This window comes from Klebsiella sp. MPUS7 (assembly GCF_009905335.1).
Lineage (GTDB): Bacteria > Pseudomonadota > Gammaproteobacteria > Enterobacterales > Enterobacteriaceae > Klebsiella > Klebsiella grimontii.
This window is the reverse complement of sequence record NZ_CP047604.1, coordinates 4881233-4898831: the sequence shown is the minus strand read 5'-3', so window position 1 is coordinate 4898831 and position 17599 is coordinate 4881233. Positions and strand designations below refer to the sequence as shown.

Genomic DNA, 17599 nt, shown 5'->3' with positions numbered 1-17599 from the left:
AAGAGAGCCATGCCAAAACGTACAGATATAAAAAGCATCCTGATTCTGGGCGCGGGCCCGATTGTTATCGGTCAGGCGTGTGAGTTTGACTACTCCGGCGCCCAGGCGTGTAAAGCGCTGCGCGAAGAGGGTTACCGCGTCATTCTGGTGAACTCTAACCCGGCTACCATCATGACCGACCCGGAAATGGCCGATGCCACCTACATCGAGCCGATTCACTGGGAAGTGGTGCGCAAGATTATTGAGAAAGAGCGTCCGGATGCGGTTCTGCCGACTATGGGCGGCCAGACGGCGCTGAACTGCGCGCTGGAGCTGGAGCGTCAGGGCGTGCTGGCCGAGTTCGGCGTGACCATGATTGGCGCCACCGCCGATGCGATTGATAAAGCCGAAGACCGCCGCCGTTTCGACGTGGCGATGAAGAAAATCGGCCTCGACACCGCGCGTTCCGGCATCGCCCATACCATGGAAGAAGCGCTGGCGGTTGCCGCTGACGTTGGCTTCCCGTGCATCATCCGTCCTTCCTTTACCATGGGCGGCACCGGCGGCGGTATTGCCTACAACCGTGAAGAGTTCGAAGAAATCTGCGAACGCGGCCTGGATCTCTCGCCGACTAACGAGCTGCTGATTGATGAATCGCTAATCGGCTGGAAAGAGTACGAGATGGAAGTGGTGCGTGATAAAAACGACAACTGCATCATCGTCTGCTCTATCGAAAACTTCGACGCCATGGGCATCCATACCGGCGACTCCATCACCGTGGCGCCGGCGCAAACCCTGACCGACAAAGAGTACCAAATCATGCGTAACGCCTCGATGGCGGTACTGCGTGAAATCGGCGTCGAAACCGGCGGTTCCAACGTTCAGTTCTCGGTGAACCCGAAAGATGGTCGCCTGATCGTTATCGAAATGAACCCGCGCGTCTCCCGCTCCTCGGCGCTGGCCTCGAAAGCCACCGGCTTCCCGATTGCCAAAGTCGCGGCGAAGCTGGCTGTAGGTTACACCCTTGATGAGCTGATGAACGATATCACCGGCGGCCGTACCCCGGCGTCGTTTGAACCGTCCATCGACTACGTCGTGACTAAAATCCCGCGCTTCAACTTTGAAAAATTCGTCGGCGCTAACGACCGCCTCACCACCCAGATGAAATCGGTGGGCGAAGTGATGGCGATTGGTCGCACCCAGCAGGAATCCCTGCAGAAAGCGCTGCGCGGCCTGGAAGTGGGCGCCACCGGTTTCGACCCGAAAGTGAGCCTTGATGACCCGGAAGCGCTGACCAAGATTCGCCGCGAACTGAAAGATGCTGGCGCAGAGCGTATCTGGTACATCGCTGACGCTTTCCGCGCGGGCCTCTCCGTTGATGGCGTGTTCAACCTGACCAATATTGACCGCTGGTTCCTGGTACAGATTGAAGAGCTGGTGCGTCTGGAGGAGAAAGTGGCTGAAGTCGGTATTACCGGCCTCGACGCCGACTTCCTGCGTCAGCTCAAGCGCAAAGGCTTTGCCGATGCGCGTCTGGCGAAGCTGGCTGGCGTACGCGAAGCGGAAATCCGCAAGCTGCGCGACCAGTACGACCTGCACCCGGTCTACAAGCGCGTGGATACCTGCGCGGCGGAATTCGCCACCGACACCGCCTATATGTACTCCACTTATGAAGACGAGTGCGAAGCGAACCCGTCCGTTGACCGCGACAAGATCATGGTGCTCGGCGGCGGCCCGAACCGTATCGGCCAGGGCATCGAATTCGACTACTGCTGCGTCCACGCCTCCCTGGCGCTGCGCGAAGACGGCTACGAGACCATTATGGTCAACTGTAACCCGGAAACCGTCTCCACCGACTACGACACCTCAGACCGCCTCTACTTCGAGCCGGTAACCCTGGAAGACGTGCTGGAAATCGTGCGTATCGAGAAGCCAAAAGGCGTTATCGTACAGTACGGCGGCCAGACTCCGCTGAAGCTGGCGCGCGCGCTGGAAGCGGCTGGCGTGCCGGTTATCGGCACCAGCCCGGATGCTATCGACCGCGCGGAAGACCGCGAACGCTTCCAGCACGCGGTTGACCGCCTGAAGCTGAAGCAGCCGGCCAACGCCACCGTGACCGCGATCGAAATGGCGGTCGAAAAGGCGAAAGAGATTGGCTACCCGCTGGTGGTGCGCCCGTCCTATGTGCTTGGCGGCCGCGCCATGGAAATCGTCTACGATGAAATCGACCTGCGTCGCTACTTCCAGACCGCGGTCAGCGTCTCTAACGATGCGCCGGTGCTGCTGGACCGCTTCCTTGACGATGCGGTTGAAGTCGACGTCGATGCAATCTGCGACGGCGAAATGGTGCTGATTGGCGGCATCATGGAGCATATCGAGCAGGCGGGCGTGCACTCCGGCGACTCCGCGTGTTCACTGCCGGCCTACACCCTGAGCCAGGAAATTCAGGATGTGATGCGCGAGCAGGTGCAGAAGCTGGCCTTTGAGCTGCAGGTTCGCGGCCTGATGAACGTGCAGTTTGCGGTTAAAAACAACGAAGTCTACCTGATTGAAGTCAACCCGCGCGCGGCGCGTACCGTCCCGTTCGTCTCGAAAGCCACCGGCGTACCGCTGGCAAAAGTCGCGGCGCGCGTAATGGTCGGCCAAACGCTGGCCCAGCAGGGCGTAACCAAAGAGATCATCCCGCCGTACTACTCGGTGAAAGAGGTGGTGCTGCCGTTTAACAAATTCCCGGGCGTTGACCCGCTGTTAGGGCCGGAAATGCGCTCTACCGGTGAAGTCATGGGCGTAGGCCGCACCTTCGCGGAAGCGTTCGCCAAGGCGCAGCTGGGCAGCAACTCGACGATGAAGAAACAGGGACGCGCGCTGCTCTCCGTTCGCGAAGGCGACAAAGAGCGCGTGGTGGATCTGGCGGCAAAACTGCTGAAGTTTGGCTTCGAGCTGGATGCGACCCACGGTACCGCGATTGTGCTGGGCGAAGCCGGCATCAACCCGCGTCTGGTGAACAAGGTGCATGAAGGCCGTCCGCACATTCAGGACCGTATCAAGAATGGCGAATATACCTACATCATCAACACCACCGCGGGCCGTCAGGCGATTGAAGACTCCAAGCTGATTCGCCGCAGCGCGCTGCAGTACAAGGTGCACTACGACACCACGCTGAACGGCGGTTTCGCTACCGCAATGGCGCTGAATGCCAACGCGATGGAGAAGGTGACCTCGGTACAGGAAATGCACGCGCAGATTAAAAAGTAATCTCATCTGCCAGTAAAAGCGCCTCCGGTGGCCAACGCCGGAGGCGCTTTTTTTTGCGTCGCGATAAAGCGAAACGGGGCGGGAGGGTTCATCCTTAATGGAACAAAACCATTTCATGACGCACGCAAGGATAACTACATGGCGATACTTTTGTTTGATTGGGGGGGTACATCGATTAAATATGGCGTCTGGCAGCAGGGGGAGCTGAAGGACACCGCATCGGTTGAGACGCCTGATAGCTGGGAAGAGATGAAAAATCGGCTATTGGATCTATATCAACAGTTCCAGCCGCGCTACGCCATTGATGGGATCTCAATTAGTGCTCCCGGGTGTGTGGATCCGCAGAGCGGGGTCATTAGCGGCCTGAGCGCCATTCCCTATATTCATCACTTTCCCATCGTCGAAGAGCTTTCCGGGCTGTTTTCACTTCCGGTATGCATTGAGAACGACGCCAACTCGGCGGGTATCGCAGAGGCGGCATTGGGCGCGGGCCGCGAGTATGACAGCGTACTGTTTGTGATTGCCGGTTCAGGTATCGGTGGCGCGATTGTCGACAATAAAGTCCTGCGCCACGGCAGCCATCGCTACGCCGGCGAATTTGGCATGATGACCCTGCACGAGGGGCAAACCTTTAGCGAACTGGCAACCGCCGTCGCTACGGCGCGTCGTTATGCCCGGCGCATGTCGCTGGCGGCTGACTCCGTCTCCGGAGAGGATGTCTTTCGCCTGGCCGAGGAGGGCGACAATATCGCGCAGCAGGAAGTGGCGCAGTTTTACCACTGGATGGCGGTAGGCTTACTGAATTTGCAGGTGTGCTATGACCCAGACTGTCTGATTATCGGCGGCGGTATCTCCGCCAGCGATAAGATTTTCGGTGGTATTAAGCAACGCCTGGCCGAGCTGGTCAATGAAAAAGCGTTAACGGAATTTCTCCCGCACGTGGTGCTCTGCCAGTACCGCAACGAGGCTAACCTGATCGGCGCGGCGGTGAACTTCGAACAAAAACAGGGGGATCGGCGTTAACAGCCTACTTCGGAGAGTTCTGGTTTTCTCTCCCCGGTCAGTCAGCTAGCCTAAGATGGTTAGGGTGATAATGAATATGACTGAATAATGGGAGAGAAACACGATGCACTATAAGCCCCTCACCGCAGCTGTTTTCGCCGCCGCCGCGCTTCTTACCGTGGCCGGTTGTTCATCTAATCAGTCGTTGAAAACGACCGACGGCAGAACCATTGTGACCGACGGCAAACCGCAGGTAGATGACGACACCGGTCTGGTGTCCTACAAAAATGCGGAAACCGGTCGTACCGAGCAGATCAATCGCGATCAGGTTAAATCGATGGATGAACTGGATAACTAAGCGTTATCTCTGGCCTCGCGAGGAGTACGGCGGGGCCGGTTCGGCAATGGTTTATTCTGTTTCAAAAACGCCGATTAAAATAGTGTGTTGCCCTGCCATCAGTAACGTCTTACGCAAACTGCAACCAGCCCGTGACTAATCCATTTATTCTTTTTATTTTTAATTCTATACTCGTTCTGTTTTAAGTTACCGATGTTCCTGATACGCATAAAAAACAATGGAAATGGAATATACAACAGGTGATAAATATGGATGGTTTCAATGAATGGTAACGGTTTTTTGTTTGTTATCTTCTGCGTTTTTATTATCCCCGCGCTCATCGGTGGGGGATTCCTGATTTTCCTTATTTTATGGAGTAAAGGTAGGGTTATTGGGAAAAACATGTCAGTAGCCTATGTTTTTCTGTTTTTTGCTGCGATAATATTGTGTGCGGTTTATAAGTATTTAGGTTTTTTATATACATTTACACTTGACCATTTTATTTATTTTAGTTGGGCTGCCGGCGCCGCGTTGATTTTAGCGTTAATACTTTTTAGCACTTTTTCCGTAAAAAATGCGGGATTTATTCATGCGTTGACTTTGCTGACCTTTGCGCTTATCGCCAATAAATTTATTGGCCCATCAATGGAACAGGTCGACATGTCTTTTGCCGAACGGGACCGCGCGAACAGCATTGCTGAGTTCAGGCTGGGTAAGTTTACAGTGCAAAAATTACCCGAGTTTGACCGCTTGTTTAAAAGTAAATCTCAGCAGGAACAATACGAAATCTATTTATTTGCCATCTATGATAAATCATTGCCGAAAGAGTTATATCAATATTTTGTACAGCAGTTGGGTAGCCCATTAAAAAACCGGCAAGGCTCTTTTGATTACGTTGCGAATCAGAGTGATTATTATACCATTCCCTTTTTCGAGGCCATCCATTCTCAAAATTTAACGGCGCTGCAGGTTTTTATTGACGCTATTCAGGCTTCATCTGCCGCAGAGCGCAAGCAGGCTCAGGACATTGTTTATGCTGCTCCTGCACAATGGACAGGACTGGAGCATACCTTTGCCCAGCCGATCGATGTTTATTATAAAAGACCCACCCACCCCGATAGCGTTATTAAGCAAGCCGAACTGCTGCTTTCCGCATTTCCTGAATTAGCTAAAACCCAAACGGGTGCCGCTATTATTGATCGTACCATTCAAAACGCGGATGTTCGCGCTATGAGATTATTTGCAAAGTATTTTCAACCAGGTTCAGAAATATTAACTGCGGCGAGCTATGTTCTTGGCGGAGAAATGGAGAAATTTGTTGATATATTAAAAAACAACCTTCCTTATTACGTCAGCAAATTGATATTGGTAAGTATTATTCCGGCAGTACTAATTTATTATTCTACGTCGTTATGTTTGGCAAAAAAGATATCATTCAGCAGGTCATTTCGCGCATAAACTGGCAGGATCCTGAATTGCATTATAATAAAGGTAATAGCCTTGTTTTAGCCTACGCGGCACGGCGCGTTAAGAACGCTTTCTATAATGCCTCACTGGAGACAAATAAGGACGCAGTTGAGATTTTTACCCTTTTGCTGAATACGCAGTTACGTAACCAACCGAACATCCCTGATCGACAATTGTGGGATATCGCCGCTGATGACTTTTATAGGAGTCACTGGCCCAATACAGGCGAGACATTTAATGATGAGGCGATACGGTCCATTTGCCATTCGGATATTGGGCCGCAGTTTTTACGCTATATTGATACGTTAGATAAAAATGATAACGAGACGGTAAAAAGCCGGGTTAGCGGAATTAAAAAAGCGTGCCATTAAGCTATCCAAATGCGCAAGACCGACGCCTGTTGCGGGCAAAGCGGCCATGACTCGCGGGGTGTCAGACACCCCCAATTCCTGCGGTTACGCCAACGGAAGCTGTAAGTATCAGCATTAACTGTCTACACTCTTGCTGATTACAACAAGAGTTAACGCAGGCTAATCAATGATCCTCATAATTTATGCGCACCCTTATCCGCAGCACTCGCATGCGAATAAGCGGATGCTTGAACAGGCAGGGACGCTTGACGGCGTAGAGATACGCTCCCTCTATCAACTTTATCCCGATTTCAATATCGATATCGCCGCCGAGCAGGCCGCGCTGGCCCGTGCCGATCTGGTCATCTGGCAGCATCCGATGCAATGGTACAGCGTACCGCCGTTGCTGAAGCTGTGGCTGGATAAGGTACTGGCGCACGGCTGGGCGTATGGGCACAACGGTATCGCATTACGCGGTAAGTCATTGATGTGGGCGGTCACCACCGGCGGCGGCGAAAGCCACTTTGATATTGGTTCCTTCCCCGGTTTCGACGTGCTGGCGCAGCCGCTGCAGGCCACCGCGCTGTATTGCGGCATGAAATGGTTGCCGCCGTTCGCGATGCATTGCACTTTTATCTGCGATGACGAAACCCTTCAGGCGCAGGCGCGCCGCTATCGTCAACGCTTAATCGAATGGCAGGAGGCGCACAATAATGGATAGCCATACGTTGATACAGGCGCTGATCTATTTAGGATCCGCCGCGCTGATTGTGCCGATTGCCGTACGTCTTGGGCTGGGGTCGGTACTCGGCTATTTAATTGCCGGCTGTATTATTGGCCCGTGGGGGCTGCGGCTGGTCACCGACGCCGAGTCGATTCTGCATTTTGCCGAAATCGGCGTGGTGCTGATGCTTTTTGTTATCGGCCTGGAGCTGGATCCCCAACGGCTGTGGAAACTGCGTGCCTCGGTGTTCGGCGGCGGGGCGCTGCAGATGGTCGTCTGCGGCGTGCTGATCGGCCTGTTCTGCATGTCGCTTGGTCTGCGTTGGCAGGTTGCCGAGCTGATTGGCATGACTCTGGCGCTCTCCTCAACGGCGATCGCCATGCAGGCGATGAACGAACGTAACCTGACGGTCACGCAGCTGGGCCGCAGCGCTTTTGCGGTGCTGCTGTTTCAGGATATCGCGGCCATTCCTCTGGTGGCGATGATCCCGCTACTGGCGGCGAGCGGCGGCTCGACGACCCTGGGCGCGTTTGCGCTCTCGGCGCTGAAAGTGGCGGGCGCGCTGGCGCTGGTAGTGGCGCTCGGGCGCTATCTGACCCGGCCGATGCTGCGTTTTGTCGCGCGCTCCGGCCTGCGCGAAGTCTTCAGCGCCGTGGCCCTGTTCCTGGTGTTTGGTTTCGGTCTGCTGCTGGAAGAGGTCGGGCTGTCGATGGCGATGGGGGCCTTCCTTGCCGGGGTGCTGCTGGCGAGCTCGGAGTACCGCCACGCCCTGGAGAGCGATATTGAGCCGTTTAAGGGCCTGCTGCTGGGGCTGTTTTTTATCGGCGTCGGCATGTCTATCGACTTCGGTACCCTGGTCACCCATCCGCTGCGGATCCTGATTTTGCTGGTGGGATTCCTGGTGATTAAATCCCTGATGCTGTGGCTGATCGCCCGGCCGTTAGGCGTGCCGCGCGCCCAGCGCCGCTGGTTTGCGGTGCTGCTGGGGCAGGGAAGCGAATTCGCCTTCGTGGTTTTCGGCGCGGCGCAGATGGCCGATGTCCTGGATAGCGAGTGGGCGAAGGCGCTGACCCTGGCCGTGGCGCTATCGATGGCGGCGACGCCGATCCTGCTGGTGCTGCTGACCCGGCTGGAGAAATCCGCCAGCGGTCAGGAGCGCGAAGCCGATGAAATTGATGAAGAGCAGCCGCGGGTGATTATCGCTGGCTTCGGTCGTTACGGGCAGATTGCCGGCCGCGTGCTGCTCTCCAGCGGCGTGAAGATGGTGATCCTCGATCACGATCCCGACCATGTTGATACCCTGCGTAAGTTTGATATGAAGGTATTCTACGGCGATGCGACGCGGGTAGACCTGCTGGAGTCGGCGGGGGCGGAAAAAGCGGAAGTGCTGATTAACGCCATCGACGATCCGCAGACGAATCTGCAGTTGGCGGAGCTGGCAAAAGAGCATTTCCCGCATCTGCAGATCATCTCCCGCGCCCGCGATGTCGATCATTATATTAAGCTGCGCCAGGCCGGGGTCGAAGCGCCGGAGCGCGAAACCTTCGAAGCGGCGCTGAAGTCCGGGCGCATGACGCTGGAGGCGCTGGGCCTCGGCGCGTATGAGGCCCGCGAACGCGCCGATCTGTTCCGCCGTTTCAACCTGCAAATGGTCGAAGAGATGGTGGCGATGGCGGAAAACGACGCGGCTTCCCGGGTGGCGGTATTCAAGCGCACCAGCGATATGCTGACCGGCATTATTAACGAGGACCGCAATCATTTATCGCTGGTTCAGCGTCACGGCTGGCAGGGGACGGAAGAGGGACGGCATACCGGCGACATCGCCGATGAGCCGGAGAATAAGCCCTCGCTATAGGGTAAATTCAGGGTGTTACGTTAGCTTTACAAGTAACATTTTGTTTTCAATTTAAATCCTGTTCTGGCGGCTCACGGGGCTTACGTGGGCTCGCCAGCAAAACTTAAAATTTTCTGATTCTTTACCCTTCGCCCAGTCGACGAAGTATTACGCTTTCCGTATAGTGGCGACAATTTTTTGCATTCGGGAATTATTTAATGATCAGTCTGATTGCGGCGTTAGCGGTAGATCGCGTCATTGGTATGGAAAACGCCATGCCATGGAACCTGCCTGCCGATCTCGCCTGGTTTAAGCGCAATACCTTAAACAAACCGGTAGTGATGGGGCGTCTTACCTGGGAATCCATCGGTCGCCCGTTACCGGGACGTAAAAATATCGTGATTAGCAGCCAGCCCGGCACCGACGATCGCGTGCAGTGGGTCAAGTCGGTTGATGAAGCGATTGCCGCCTGCGGCGATGTGGAAGAGATGATGGTGATCGGCGGCGGTCGCGTGTATGAGCAGTTCCTGCCGAAAGCGCACAAGCTCTATCTGACGCATATTGATGCGGAGGTGGAGGGCGATACTCATTTCCCGGATTACGACCCGGACGAGTGGGAGTCGGTATTCAGCGAGTTCCACGATGCCGATGCGCAGAATTCCCATAGCTACTGCTTCGAGATCCTGGAGCGTCGCTAAGGTTTCCCCCGGTGGCGTTCGTTCACCGGGGTGACTCTCTTCAGGAGGCGATCGCCTCGCCTTCATCAAGATTTGTCTGCCGGTTCGATCGCTGGGTGAAGTACGTTTTATCTTCCCAGCGCAGACAGGTCAGATCGCCGCCCCAGCAGCAGCCGGTATCCAGCGCGTAAATGCCTTCCGGCGTGCCTTTTCCTTCCAGTGAAGCCCAATGACCAAAGGCAATGCTGTATTCGTTGGCCACCGGCCCGGGAATGGCAAACCACGGTTTCAGCGGCGCGGGGGCGTTTTCCGGCGCCTCTTTGGCGTACATATCCAGCTGCCCGTTCGGGAAGCAGTAGCGCATGCGGGTAAAGGCGTTGGAGATAAAGCGCAGGCGCGCCAGGCCACTGAGCTCATTGCTCCAGTTGTTCGGCATGTCGCCGTACATCGCGTCGAGGAAGAACGGATAGGAGTCGCTGGCGAGCACGGCTTCCACATCGCGGGCGCACTGTTTGGCGGTTTCCAGATCCCACTGCGGAGTGATCCCGGCGTGGGCCATGACCAGCTTTTTCTCTTCATCGATTTGCATCATCGGCTGACGACGCAGCCAGTTGAGCAGATCGTCGGCGTCCGGCGCCTCAAGCAGCGATTTCAACCGATCTTTGGGTTTATTGCGGCTAATGCCCGCAAAGACCGCCAGCAGGTGCAGGTCATGATTGCCCAGCACGATGCGAACGCTATCGCCAAGCTGTTTCACGAAACGCAGCACTTCCAGAGAACCGGGGCCGCGCGCGACCAGGTCGCCCGTGAGCCACAGCGTATCAACCTCAGGGTTAAACTCCACCTGCTCTAATAATGCGATCAGTTCATCGTAGCAACCGTGAACGTCGCCAATAAGGTATGTAGACATTGTTTTAATGGATGAGGGTTGGTACTGCGAGACGGAAAACAGGGACTTCAATGGAGAACGGCGCGCCGTTCACATCGATCATCTCATAATGCCCCTGCATGGTGCCCAGCGGCGTTTCAATGACCGCGCCGCTAGTATATTGATACTCACCGCCAGCGGGAATATGCGGCTGCTCGCCGACAACCCCTTCACCCTGGACTTCGGTCTCGCGACCGTGGCCGTTGGTGATAAGCCAGTAGCGGCCAAGAAGCTGAACCTGAGTTCGCCCCAGATTGCGAATAGTGACAGTATAAGCAAAGACGTAGCGCTCTTCTTCCGGAGAAGATTGCGATTCGATATAGACGCTTTGTACCTGCACACATACTCGGGGCGAATTAATCATGGTTAGCTCTCCTTGGTGGGCGCGTTCTCAGATAACCAGTTAGCTAGCTGACAGTACTGCGCCACGGAAATATTCTCTGCGCGCTTCGCCGGGTCGATACCCAGTTCGGTCAGAACCTCAACGCTGAACAGGTTGCCGAGGCTGTTGCGGATCGTTTTCCGACGCTGGTTAAACGCTTCTGTCGTGATACGGCTCAGTACGCGTACTTCTTTCACCGGATGCGGCAGCGTGCGGTAAGGCACCAGACGCACTACGGCGGAATCGACTTTAGGCGGCGGCGTAAAGGCGCTCGGCGGCACTTCAAGCACCGGGATGATCTGGCAGTAGTACTGCGCCATTACGCTTAACCGACCATACGCCTTACTGTTCGGCCCGGCAACCAGGCGATTGACGACCTCTTTTTGCAGCATAAAGTGCATATCGGCAATGGCATCAGTATAGCTGAACAGATGGAACATCAGCGGGGTCGAGATATTGTACGGCAGGTTGCCGAAGACGCGCAGCGGCTGGCCCATGCTCTGCGACAGCTCGCCAAAGTTCATGGTCATCGCATCCTGCTGATAAATCGTCAGCTTAGGTCCGAGGAACGGATGCGTTTGCAGACGAGCGGCCAGGTCGCGGTCCAGCTCGATAACGGTGAGCTGGTCGAGGCGTTCGCCAACCGGTTCGGTCAGCGCGGCGAGGCCGGGGCCGATTTCAACAATCGCCTGACCTTTTTGTGGATTGATGGCCGAGACAATGCTGTCGATCACAAATTGATCGTTGAGAAAGTTTTGCCCGAAGCGTTTACGGGCTAAGTGACCCTGATGGACTCGATTATTCATTGAGTATTAACAATCATTTTAATGGCGAGATTAAGCGCCGTGATAAAACTGCCGACTTCCGCTTTCCCCTGGCCCGCAAGTTCAAGCGCGGTGCCGTGGTCAACGGAAGTGCGAATAAATGGTAAACCGAGCGTAATATTCACGCCGCGGCCAAAGCCCTGGTATTTTAGCACGGGCAGGCCCTGATCGTGATACATCGCGAGCACCGCATCGGCATGGTCGAGATATTTCGGCTGAAACAGGGTATCCGCCGGCAGCGGGCCGCTGAGGTTCATGCCCTTCGCGCGCATCTCTTCGAGCACCGGAATGATGGTATCGATCTCTTCCGTACCCATATGGCCGCCTTCGCCGGCGTGCGGGTTCAGGCCGCAAACCAGCACGTGCGGGTTGCTGATGCCAAATTTGGTACGCAGATCGTGATCCAGGATGGTGATGATTTCCCGCAGCAGCTCGGGCGTAATCGCATCGCTTATTGCTTTTAACGGCAGGTGAGTGGTCACCAGCGCCACGCGCAGCGCTTCAGTCGCCAGCATCATCACCACTTTACTGGCCTGCGAGCGCTCTTCAAAGAACTCGGTATGACCGGTAAACGCGATCCCGGCATCGTTAATAATGCCTTTGTGCACCGGCCCGGTAATCAGGGCGGCGAATTCGCCGTTCAGGCAACCATCGCAGGCGCGGGCCAGCGTGTCCACCACGTAGCGGCCATTGCTGACGTTGAGCACGCCCGGTTCAACCGGCGCGTTGAGCGCGACGGGGAGAAGCGTCAGGGTGCCTGCGCGCTGTGGCGTAGCGGGGGCAGTGGGGTCGTAAGGCAGAAGCGATAAAGGAAGACCGAGCAGCTTTGCCCGGTCGGATAACAGAGCGCCATCGGCGCAGATCACCAGCTCTACCGGCCAGTCGCGCTGCGCAAGCTGCACAACGAGGTCGGGGCCAATCCCGGCAGGTTCACCGGGAGTGATAACAACTCGATTCATACACTTCATCCTTCAGGCGGTCTCTTACTGGCTGCGCTTCGTCGCCCCCGTCAGAGACCGGGGCGATTTGCTCAGCCGCCTCGATACACCCTGCGTGATGTTGTGTATGAGGCTAATGCGATTAGTTGCTCAGAACCTTCACGTAGGCGCTGGCGCGCTGTTCCTGCATCCAGGTCGCCGCTTCCTCAGAGAACTTGCGGTTCATCAGCATGCGGTAAGCGCGATCCTTCTGCGCGGCGTCGGTTCTGTCGACGTTGCGGGTATCCAGCAGCTCAATCAGGTGCCAGCCGAAGGAGGAGTGAACCGGAGCGCTGGTCTGGCCTTTATTGAGGCGCAGAATGGCGTCACGGAAGGCCGGATCAAAGATATCCGGCGTCGCCCAACCTAAATCGCCGCCCTGGTTGGCAGAGCCCGGATCTTCAGAGAACTCTTTCGCCGCTTTGGCAAAGGTGGTTTTCCCGCTCTTGATGTCAGCCGCGATCTGCTCCAGCTTCGCCCGAGCCTGATCGTCGTTCATGATCGGCGACGGTTTCAGCAGGATATGGCGGGCGTGAACTTCGGTCACGGAGATGTTCTGGCTGCCGCCGCGCATATCGTTAATTTTCAGGATATGGAAGCCAACGCCTGAACGTATCGGGCCGACGATATCGCCTTTTTTCGCGGTGCTCAGCGCCTGGGCGAAGATGCCCGGCAGTTCCTGAATCCGGCCCCAGCCCATCTGGCCGCCTTTCAGCGCCTGCTGGTCGGCAGAGTAGGTGATAGCCAGCTTGCCGAAGTCCGCGCCGCCGCGCGCCTGCTCAACCACCGAGTTCGCCTGCTCCTGCGCTTCTGCCACCTGCTCGGAAGTTGGGTTTTCCGGCAGCGGGATCAGAATGTGGCTGAGGTTCAGCTCGGTGCTGGCGTCGTTCTGATCGCCAATCTGTTTGGCCAGGGTTTCAACTTCCTGGGGCAGAACGGTAATACGACGACGAACTTCGTTGTTACGCACTTCCGAAATCAGCATCTCTTTACGAATCTGATTACGGTAGGTGCTGTAGTTGATACCGTCATAGGCCAGACGGCTGCGCATCTGATCCATGGTCATGTTGTTTTGTTTAGCAATGTTGGCGATGGCCTGGTCGAGCTGATCGTCAGAGATCTTCACGCCCATTTTCTGGCCCATCTGCAGGACAATCTGGTCCATGATCAGACGCTCAAGGATCTGATGACGCAGGGTGGCGTCATCCGGCAGCTGCTGCCCGGCCTGGCCGGCGTTAAGTTTTACCGATTGCATCAAGCCATCGACGTCGCTTTCCAGAACAACGCCATTATTGACGACAGCCGCTACTTTATCGACAACCTGTGGGGCAGCGAAACTGGTATTCGCGATCATGGCGATACCGAGAAGCAGCGTTTTCCAGTTCTTCATACTTTTTCCATTTCAATTAACCGCAATTGCGGATTACGTGTAAACCAGCCACATCACAGGGAGCTCTGGTACGGTAAAATGTTCGAACGCAGCATCTGCTGGGTGCCGAGACCGTAGTTGGAGCTCAGGCCGCGCAGCTCAATGTTAAAGCCGAAGGTGTTGTCGTATTTGCTTTCGCTGCTGCTGTTATCCCAGCCGTTGATCTTACGTTCATAGCCGACGCGGATAGCGTAGCAGCAGGAGCTATACTGAACCCCTAACATCTGGTTCGCTGACTTTCTGGTATTCGTGTCGTAGTAATACGCGCCGACGACTGCCCAACGATCGACGATTGGCCAGCTGGCGGTCATCCCCACCTGCGAGATACCATCTTTGTACTGCTTAGCGGTGGAATAAGACGGCAGGGTCGCCTGAATGTATTCCGGGCTCGCATAACGATAGTTAAGTTGTACTAAACGGTTTTCGTCGCGACGGTATTCCACGGTTCCGCTGCCGGTAGCGACGTTATCCAGACGCGTATCGTACTGAATTCCCCCGCGTAAACCCCAGTCGTCGGTGATGCGCCAGTAGGTATCGCCAGCCCATACCAGTGAACCTCGCGTGTCGTTGTTCTCCCAGTTGATGTTGTCGTCACCGGTACGCGCCTCGGTGAAATAGTAGATTTGACCAACGGAAATATTAAAACGTTCAACGGCGGCGGCATCATAAACGCGAGATGTGATGCCGGTGGAGACCTGGTTGGCGGACGCAATGCGATCGAGACCGCTGTACGAACGGTCGCGGAACAGGCCGCTGTAGTCCGATTGCAGCAGCGTTGAGTCGTAGGTGCCGATTTTGCTCTGGTCGCGATACGGGATGTACAGGTACTGCATGCGCGGTTCAAGCGTCTGGGTATAGTTCTCCTGCATATCGCGCTCGAAAACCATTTTGCCATCGACTTTAAACTGCGGCATCACGCGGTTAACGGAGTCTTTATAATCGGTACCGTTGGCCGCGTTGTAGTCATCAAGGTTGCTTTGCTGGTAATGGGTTGCCAGCAGTTTTGCCTCGGTATTGATGCTTCCCCAACCGTTAGACAGCGGCAGGTTGATAGTTGGCTCGAAGTGAACGCGTGTCGCTTCCGGCATTCTGCTGTTCGAGTTAACAAAATGCACCGCCTGGCCATAAAGATGGGTATCAAACGGGCCGACATCGTTCTGGTAGTAGTTCACGTCCAGCTGCGGCTCGGCGGAATAGGCATTGCTTGAGTCGCGGTTAAAGACCTGGAACTGCTTGGTCGATACGGTGGCATCAAAGTTCTGATTAGCGTAACCGGCGCTGAGCTTCTGCGTGGCGTAGCCGTCGGTACTGGAACCGTATTTCGAGCTGAAGTCGTTAAAGTAGTCCGGGTCGCTGACTTTGGTGTAGTCGGCGTTGAAGCGCCACACCTGGTCTACGACGCCCGAATGGTTCCAGTAGAACAGCCAGCGGCGGCTATTGCTGTCGCCTGAGTGATCGTCCTGGTAAATTTTATCCGAAGGCAGGTAGTCGAACTCAATTAAGCCGGTTCCTGCTTTGGTCAGATAGCGGAATTCGTTCTCCCACATGACGCCGCCGCGCTTGCTCATATAGTGCGGGGTCAGCGTGGCGTCGAAGTTCGGAGCGATGTTCCAGTAGTAAGGAAGATAGAACTCTGCGCCGTTTTTGGTGCTGTATTTGGCGTTGGGGATCAGGAAGCCCGAACGACGCTTGTCGCCCACCGGCAGCTGCAGGTAGGGACTGTAAAAAATCGGTACGGAACCGAGCTTGAAGCGAGCGTTCCAGATCTCAGCGACCTGTTCTTCGCGGTCGTGGATAACTTCACTGCCGACCACGCTCCAGGTGTCAGAGCCGGGCAGACACGAGGTGAAGCTGCCGTTTTCTAAAATGGTGTAGCGGTTTTCGCCGCGCTGTTTCATCAGGTCAGCGGTACCGCGCCCCTGACGGCCAACCATTTGGTAATCGCCCTGCCAGACGTTGGTATCTTTGGTGTTCAGATTCGACCAGGCTTTCGGCCCTTTGAGGATCACCTGATTGTCGTCATAGTGAACGTTGCCGAGGGCATCAACCGTACGCACCGGCTGCGGCTGGCCGTCGGCCTGCTGCTGGTGAAGCTGAACTTCATCGGCCTGCAGTCGGCTGTTCCCCTGATTGATATCAACGTTGCCGGTAAATACGGCGTTATCAGGATAGTTGCCTTTCGCATGATCGGCATCGATCGTCACCGGCAGGTCGTTGGGTTTCCCTTCAACCAAAGGACGATTGTAGCTTGGTACGCCAAGCATACACTGCGTGGCGAGATCGGCAGCGAGGCCCTGTTGGCTATACAAGGCGCTGGCAATCATAGTGGCCAGGAGGCTGGGAATACGTTTTTTCATACGTTGTATTTGTTGTTCCGTCATCGTGTGGCAGCGGCTTGCAAACGGTCAGAGCCTAACGTACTCGTCTAAATCGCGCTAGTGTTAATCCTGCCCGTTTACTTCCCGAGCGTTAGGCACTGTGTAGAATGACGAGTATGATAAAGCAAATTATAGGCTATGTCCCACAATTGACCGAGGCGTAAACGCTTTGTAACGTGCGGTCAGATATAGCTTAACTGGCGGCAGAGAGATTGGGGAGTCTATGCAGTATTTGGGTAAAATAATTGGCGTTGCGGTTGCGTTGATGATGGGGGGCGGCTTCTGGGGCGTGGTGCTGGGGTTCTTAGTCGGGCATATGTTTGATCGTGCGCGCAGTCGCCGGCTGAATGTCTTCGCCAACCAGCAGGAGCGTCAGTCGCTGTTCTTCTCCACCACTTTTGAAGTGATGGGGCATTTGACCAAATCGAAAGGACGCGTCACCGAAGCCGATATTCATGTCGCCAATTTGCTGATGGATCGCATGAGTCTGCACGGCGAAGCGCGAACCGCGGCGCAGCACGCGTTTCGGGTAGGGAAATCAGATGATTACCCGCTGCGTGAGAAAATGCGCCAGCTGCGCAGCGTCTGTTTTGGGCGTTTTGATTTAATTCGGATGTTTCTGGAAATTCAGCTGCAGGCGGCTTTCGCCGACGGCGAACTGCATCCCAACGAACGCGACGTGCTGTTTGTGATTGCCGATGAGCTGGGCATCTCCCGCGCTCAGTTCGAGCAGTTCCTGCGCATGATGCAGGGCGGGGCGCAGTTTGGCGGCGGTTCGCAGCAGCAATCTTACGGGCAGCGCGGCGGTAACGCCGGCTGGCAGCAGGCGCAGCGCGGGCCAACCCTGGAAGACGCCTGCAATGTGCTGGGGGTTAAAGCGACCGACGATGCCGCCACCGTCAAGCGCGCCTATCGTAAGCTGATGAGCGAGCACCATCCGGATAAGCTGGTGGCGAAAGGGCTACCGCCGGAAATGATGGAGATGGCTAAGCAGAAAGCGCAGGAGATCCAGAAAGCCTGGGAGCTGATTAAAGAGCAGCGCGGCTTCTAAACGAC

15 protein-coding genes are annotated in these 17599 nt (G+C 55.7%); 9 read left to right on the top strand and 6 right to left on the bottom strand.

From position 1 onward, the window contains the following. The first annotated feature begins 9 nt into the window (after nt 1-9). From carB to folA, 8 genes are all read left to right on the top strand, one after another. Nucleotides 10-3234: a carbamoyl-phosphate synthase large subunit gene (gene carB / locus GUC22_RS22840; RefSeq protein ID WP_024360287.1), complete on the top strand. Its 3225-nt coding sequence runs from the start codon at nt 10-12 to the stop codon at nt 3232-3234. 138 nt (nt 3235-3372) lie between these two features. Then, the gene (locus GUC22_RS22835; RefSeq protein ID WP_004872251.1) at nt 3373-4257 is read left to right on the top strand and encodes an ROK family protein; all 885 of its coding nucleotides are present in this window, start codon (nt 3373-3375) and stop codon (nt 4255-4257) included. Between the two features lie 103 nt (nt 4258-4360). Continuing rightward, nucleotides 4361-4594, top strand: a complete 234-nt coding sequence (locus GUC22_RS22830) for a YgdI/YgdR family lipoprotein (RefSeq protein WP_004872248.1) — start codon at nt 4361-4363, stop codon at nt 4592-4594. Nucleotides 4595-4855: 261 nt separating this feature from the next. Then, nucleotides 4856-6031 carry a hypothetical protein gene (locus GUC22_RS22825; protein ID WP_160183782.1) on the top strand — a complete coding sequence of 392 codons (1176 nt, stop codon included), beginning with the start codon at nt 4856-4858 and terminating at the stop codon, nt 6029-6031. Between the two features lie 17 nt (nt 6032-6048). Beyond that, nucleotides 6049-6411 (top strand): hypothetical protein, encoded by a 363-nt coding sequence (locus GUC22_RS22820; RefSeq protein WP_160183781.1) that lies wholly within the window; start codon nt 6049-6051, stop codon nt 6409-6411. Nucleotides 6412-6577: 166 nt separating this feature from the next. After that, complete coding sequence (gene kefF, locus GUC22_RS22815; protein WP_004872246.1) at nt 6578-7111, top strand: glutathione-regulated potassium-efflux system oxidoreductase KefF; 534 nt, start codon at nt 6578-6580, stop codon at nt 7109-7111. Continuing rightward, nucleotides 7104-8969 (top strand): glutathione-regulated potassium-efflux system protein KefC, encoded by a 1866-nt coding sequence (gene kefC / locus GUC22_RS22810; RefSeq protein ID WP_004872245.1) that lies wholly within the window; start codon nt 7104-7106, stop codon nt 8967-8969. The genes kefF and kefC overlap by 8 nt, the downstream gene beginning before the upstream one ends. Before the next feature lie 197 nt (nt 8970-9166). Then, nucleotides 9167-9646: a type 3 dihydrofolate reductase gene (folA, locus tag GUC22_RS22805; RefSeq protein ID WP_004098524.1), complete on the top strand. Its 480-nt coding sequence runs from the start codon at nt 9167-9169 to the stop codon at nt 9644-9646. Nucleotides 9647-9686: 40 nt separating this feature from the next. On the opposite strand, the gene apaH is transcribed toward folA, so the two are convergent. The 6 genes from apaH to lptD all read right to left on the bottom strand — a co-directional run bounded on the left by apaH (nt 9687) and on the right by lptD (nt 16522). Next, nucleotides 9687-10535: a bis(5'-nucleosyl)-tetraphosphatase (symmetrical) ApaH gene (apaH, locus tag GUC22_RS22800; protein ID WP_049085644.1), complete on the bottom strand. Its 849-nt coding sequence runs from the start codon at nt 10533-10535 to the stop codon at nt 9687-9689. Between the two features lie 4 nt (nt 10536-10539). Continuing rightward, complete coding sequence (apaG, locus tag GUC22_RS22795; protein ID WP_004128828.1) at nt 10540-10917, bottom strand: Co2+/Mg2+ efflux protein ApaG; 378 nt, start codon at nt 10915-10917, stop codon at nt 10540-10542. A gap of 2 nt (nt 10918-10919) precedes the next feature. Next, on the bottom strand, nt 10920-11741 hold the full coding sequence (gene rsmA / locus GUC22_RS22790; RefSeq protein WP_004098527.1) for a 16S rRNA (adenine(1518)-N(6)/adenine(1519)-N(6))-dimethyltransferase RsmA: 822 nt from the start codon (nt 11739-11741) through the stop codon (nt 10920-10922). After that, a complete protein-coding gene (gene pdxA, locus GUC22_RS22785) occupies nt 11738-12718 on the bottom strand; it encodes a 4-hydroxythreonine-4-phosphate dehydrogenase PdxA (protein WP_098067388.1) in 981 nt (326 codons plus the stop codon). Before pdxA ends, rsmA begins: the two co-directional genes overlap by 4 nt. Nucleotides 12719-12839: 121 nt before the next feature. Next, entirely contained in the window at nt 12840-14126 is a 1287-nt protein-coding gene (gene surA, locus GUC22_RS22780) for a peptidylprolyl isomerase SurA (protein WP_004872241.1), read from the bottom strand. 53 nt (nt 14127-14179) lie between these two features. Further along, complete coding sequence (lptD, locus tag GUC22_RS22775; protein WP_024360291.1) at nt 14180-16522, bottom strand: LPS assembly protein LptD; 2343 nt, start codon at nt 16520-16522, stop codon at nt 14180-14182. 244 nt (nt 16523-16766) lie between these two features. On the opposite strand from lptD, the gene djlA reads away from it, so the two are divergent. Further along, nucleotides 16767-17594, top strand: coding sequence for a co-chaperone DjlA (gene djlA / locus GUC22_RS22770; RefSeq protein ID WP_024360292.1), 828 nt, complete (start codon nt 16767-16769; stop codon nt 17592-17594). Nucleotides 17595-17599 lie beyond the last annotated feature (5 nt).

Excerpts from the sequence above, each read along its gene's own strand:
- carB (WP_024360287.1), top strand. The coding sequence starts at position 10 with ATGCCAAAACGTACAGATATAAAAAGCATCCTGATTCTGGGCGCGGGC.
- GUC22_RS22835 (WP_004872251.1), top strand. The coding sequence starts at position 3,373 with ATGGCGATACTTTTGTTTGATTGGGGGGGTACATCGATTAAATATGGC.
- GUC22_RS22830 (WP_004872248.1), top strand. The coding sequence starts at position 4,361 with ATGCACTATAAGCCCCTCACCGCAGCTGTTTTCGCCGCCGCCGCGCTT.
- GUC22_RS22825 (WP_160183782.1), top strand. The coding sequence starts at position 4,856 with ATGAATGGTAACGGTTTTTTGTTTGTTATCTTCTGCGTTTTTATTATC.
- kefF (WP_004872246.1), top strand. The coding sequence starts at position 6,578 with ATGATCCTCATAATTTATGCGCACCCTTATCCGCAGCACTCGCATGCG.
- kefC (WP_004872245.1), top strand. The coding sequence starts at position 7,104 with ATGGATAGCCATACGTTGATACAGGCGCTGATCTATTTAGGATCCGCC.
- folA (WP_004098524.1), top strand. The coding sequence starts at position 9,167 with ATGATCAGTCTGATTGCGGCGTTAGCGGTAGATCGCGTCATTGGTATG.
- apaH (WP_049085644.1), bottom strand. The coding sequence starts at position 10,535 with ATGTCTACATACCTTATTGGCGACGTTCACGGTTGCTACGATGAACTG.
- apaG (WP_004128828.1), bottom strand. The coding sequence starts at position 10,917 with ATGATTAATTCGCCCCGAGTATGTGTGCAGGTACAAAGCGTCTATATC.
- rsmA (WP_004098527.1), bottom strand. The coding sequence starts at position 11,741 with ATGAATAATCGAGTCCATCAGGGTCACTTAGCCCGTAAACGCTTCGGG.
- pdxA (WP_098067388.1), bottom strand. The coding sequence starts at position 12,718 with ATGAATCGAGTTGTTATCACTCCCGGTGAACCTGCCGGGATTGGCCCC.
- surA (WP_004872241.1), bottom strand. The coding sequence starts at position 14,126 with ATGAAGAACTGGAAAACGCTGCTTCTCGGTATCGCCATGATCGCGAAT.
- lptD (WP_024360291.1), bottom strand. The coding sequence starts at position 16,522 with ATGAAAAAACGTATTCCCAGCCTCCTGGCCACTATGATTGCCAGCGCC.
- djlA (WP_024360292.1), top strand. The coding sequence starts at position 16,767 with ATGCAGTATTTGGGTAAAATAATTGGCGTTGCGGTTGCGTTGATGATG.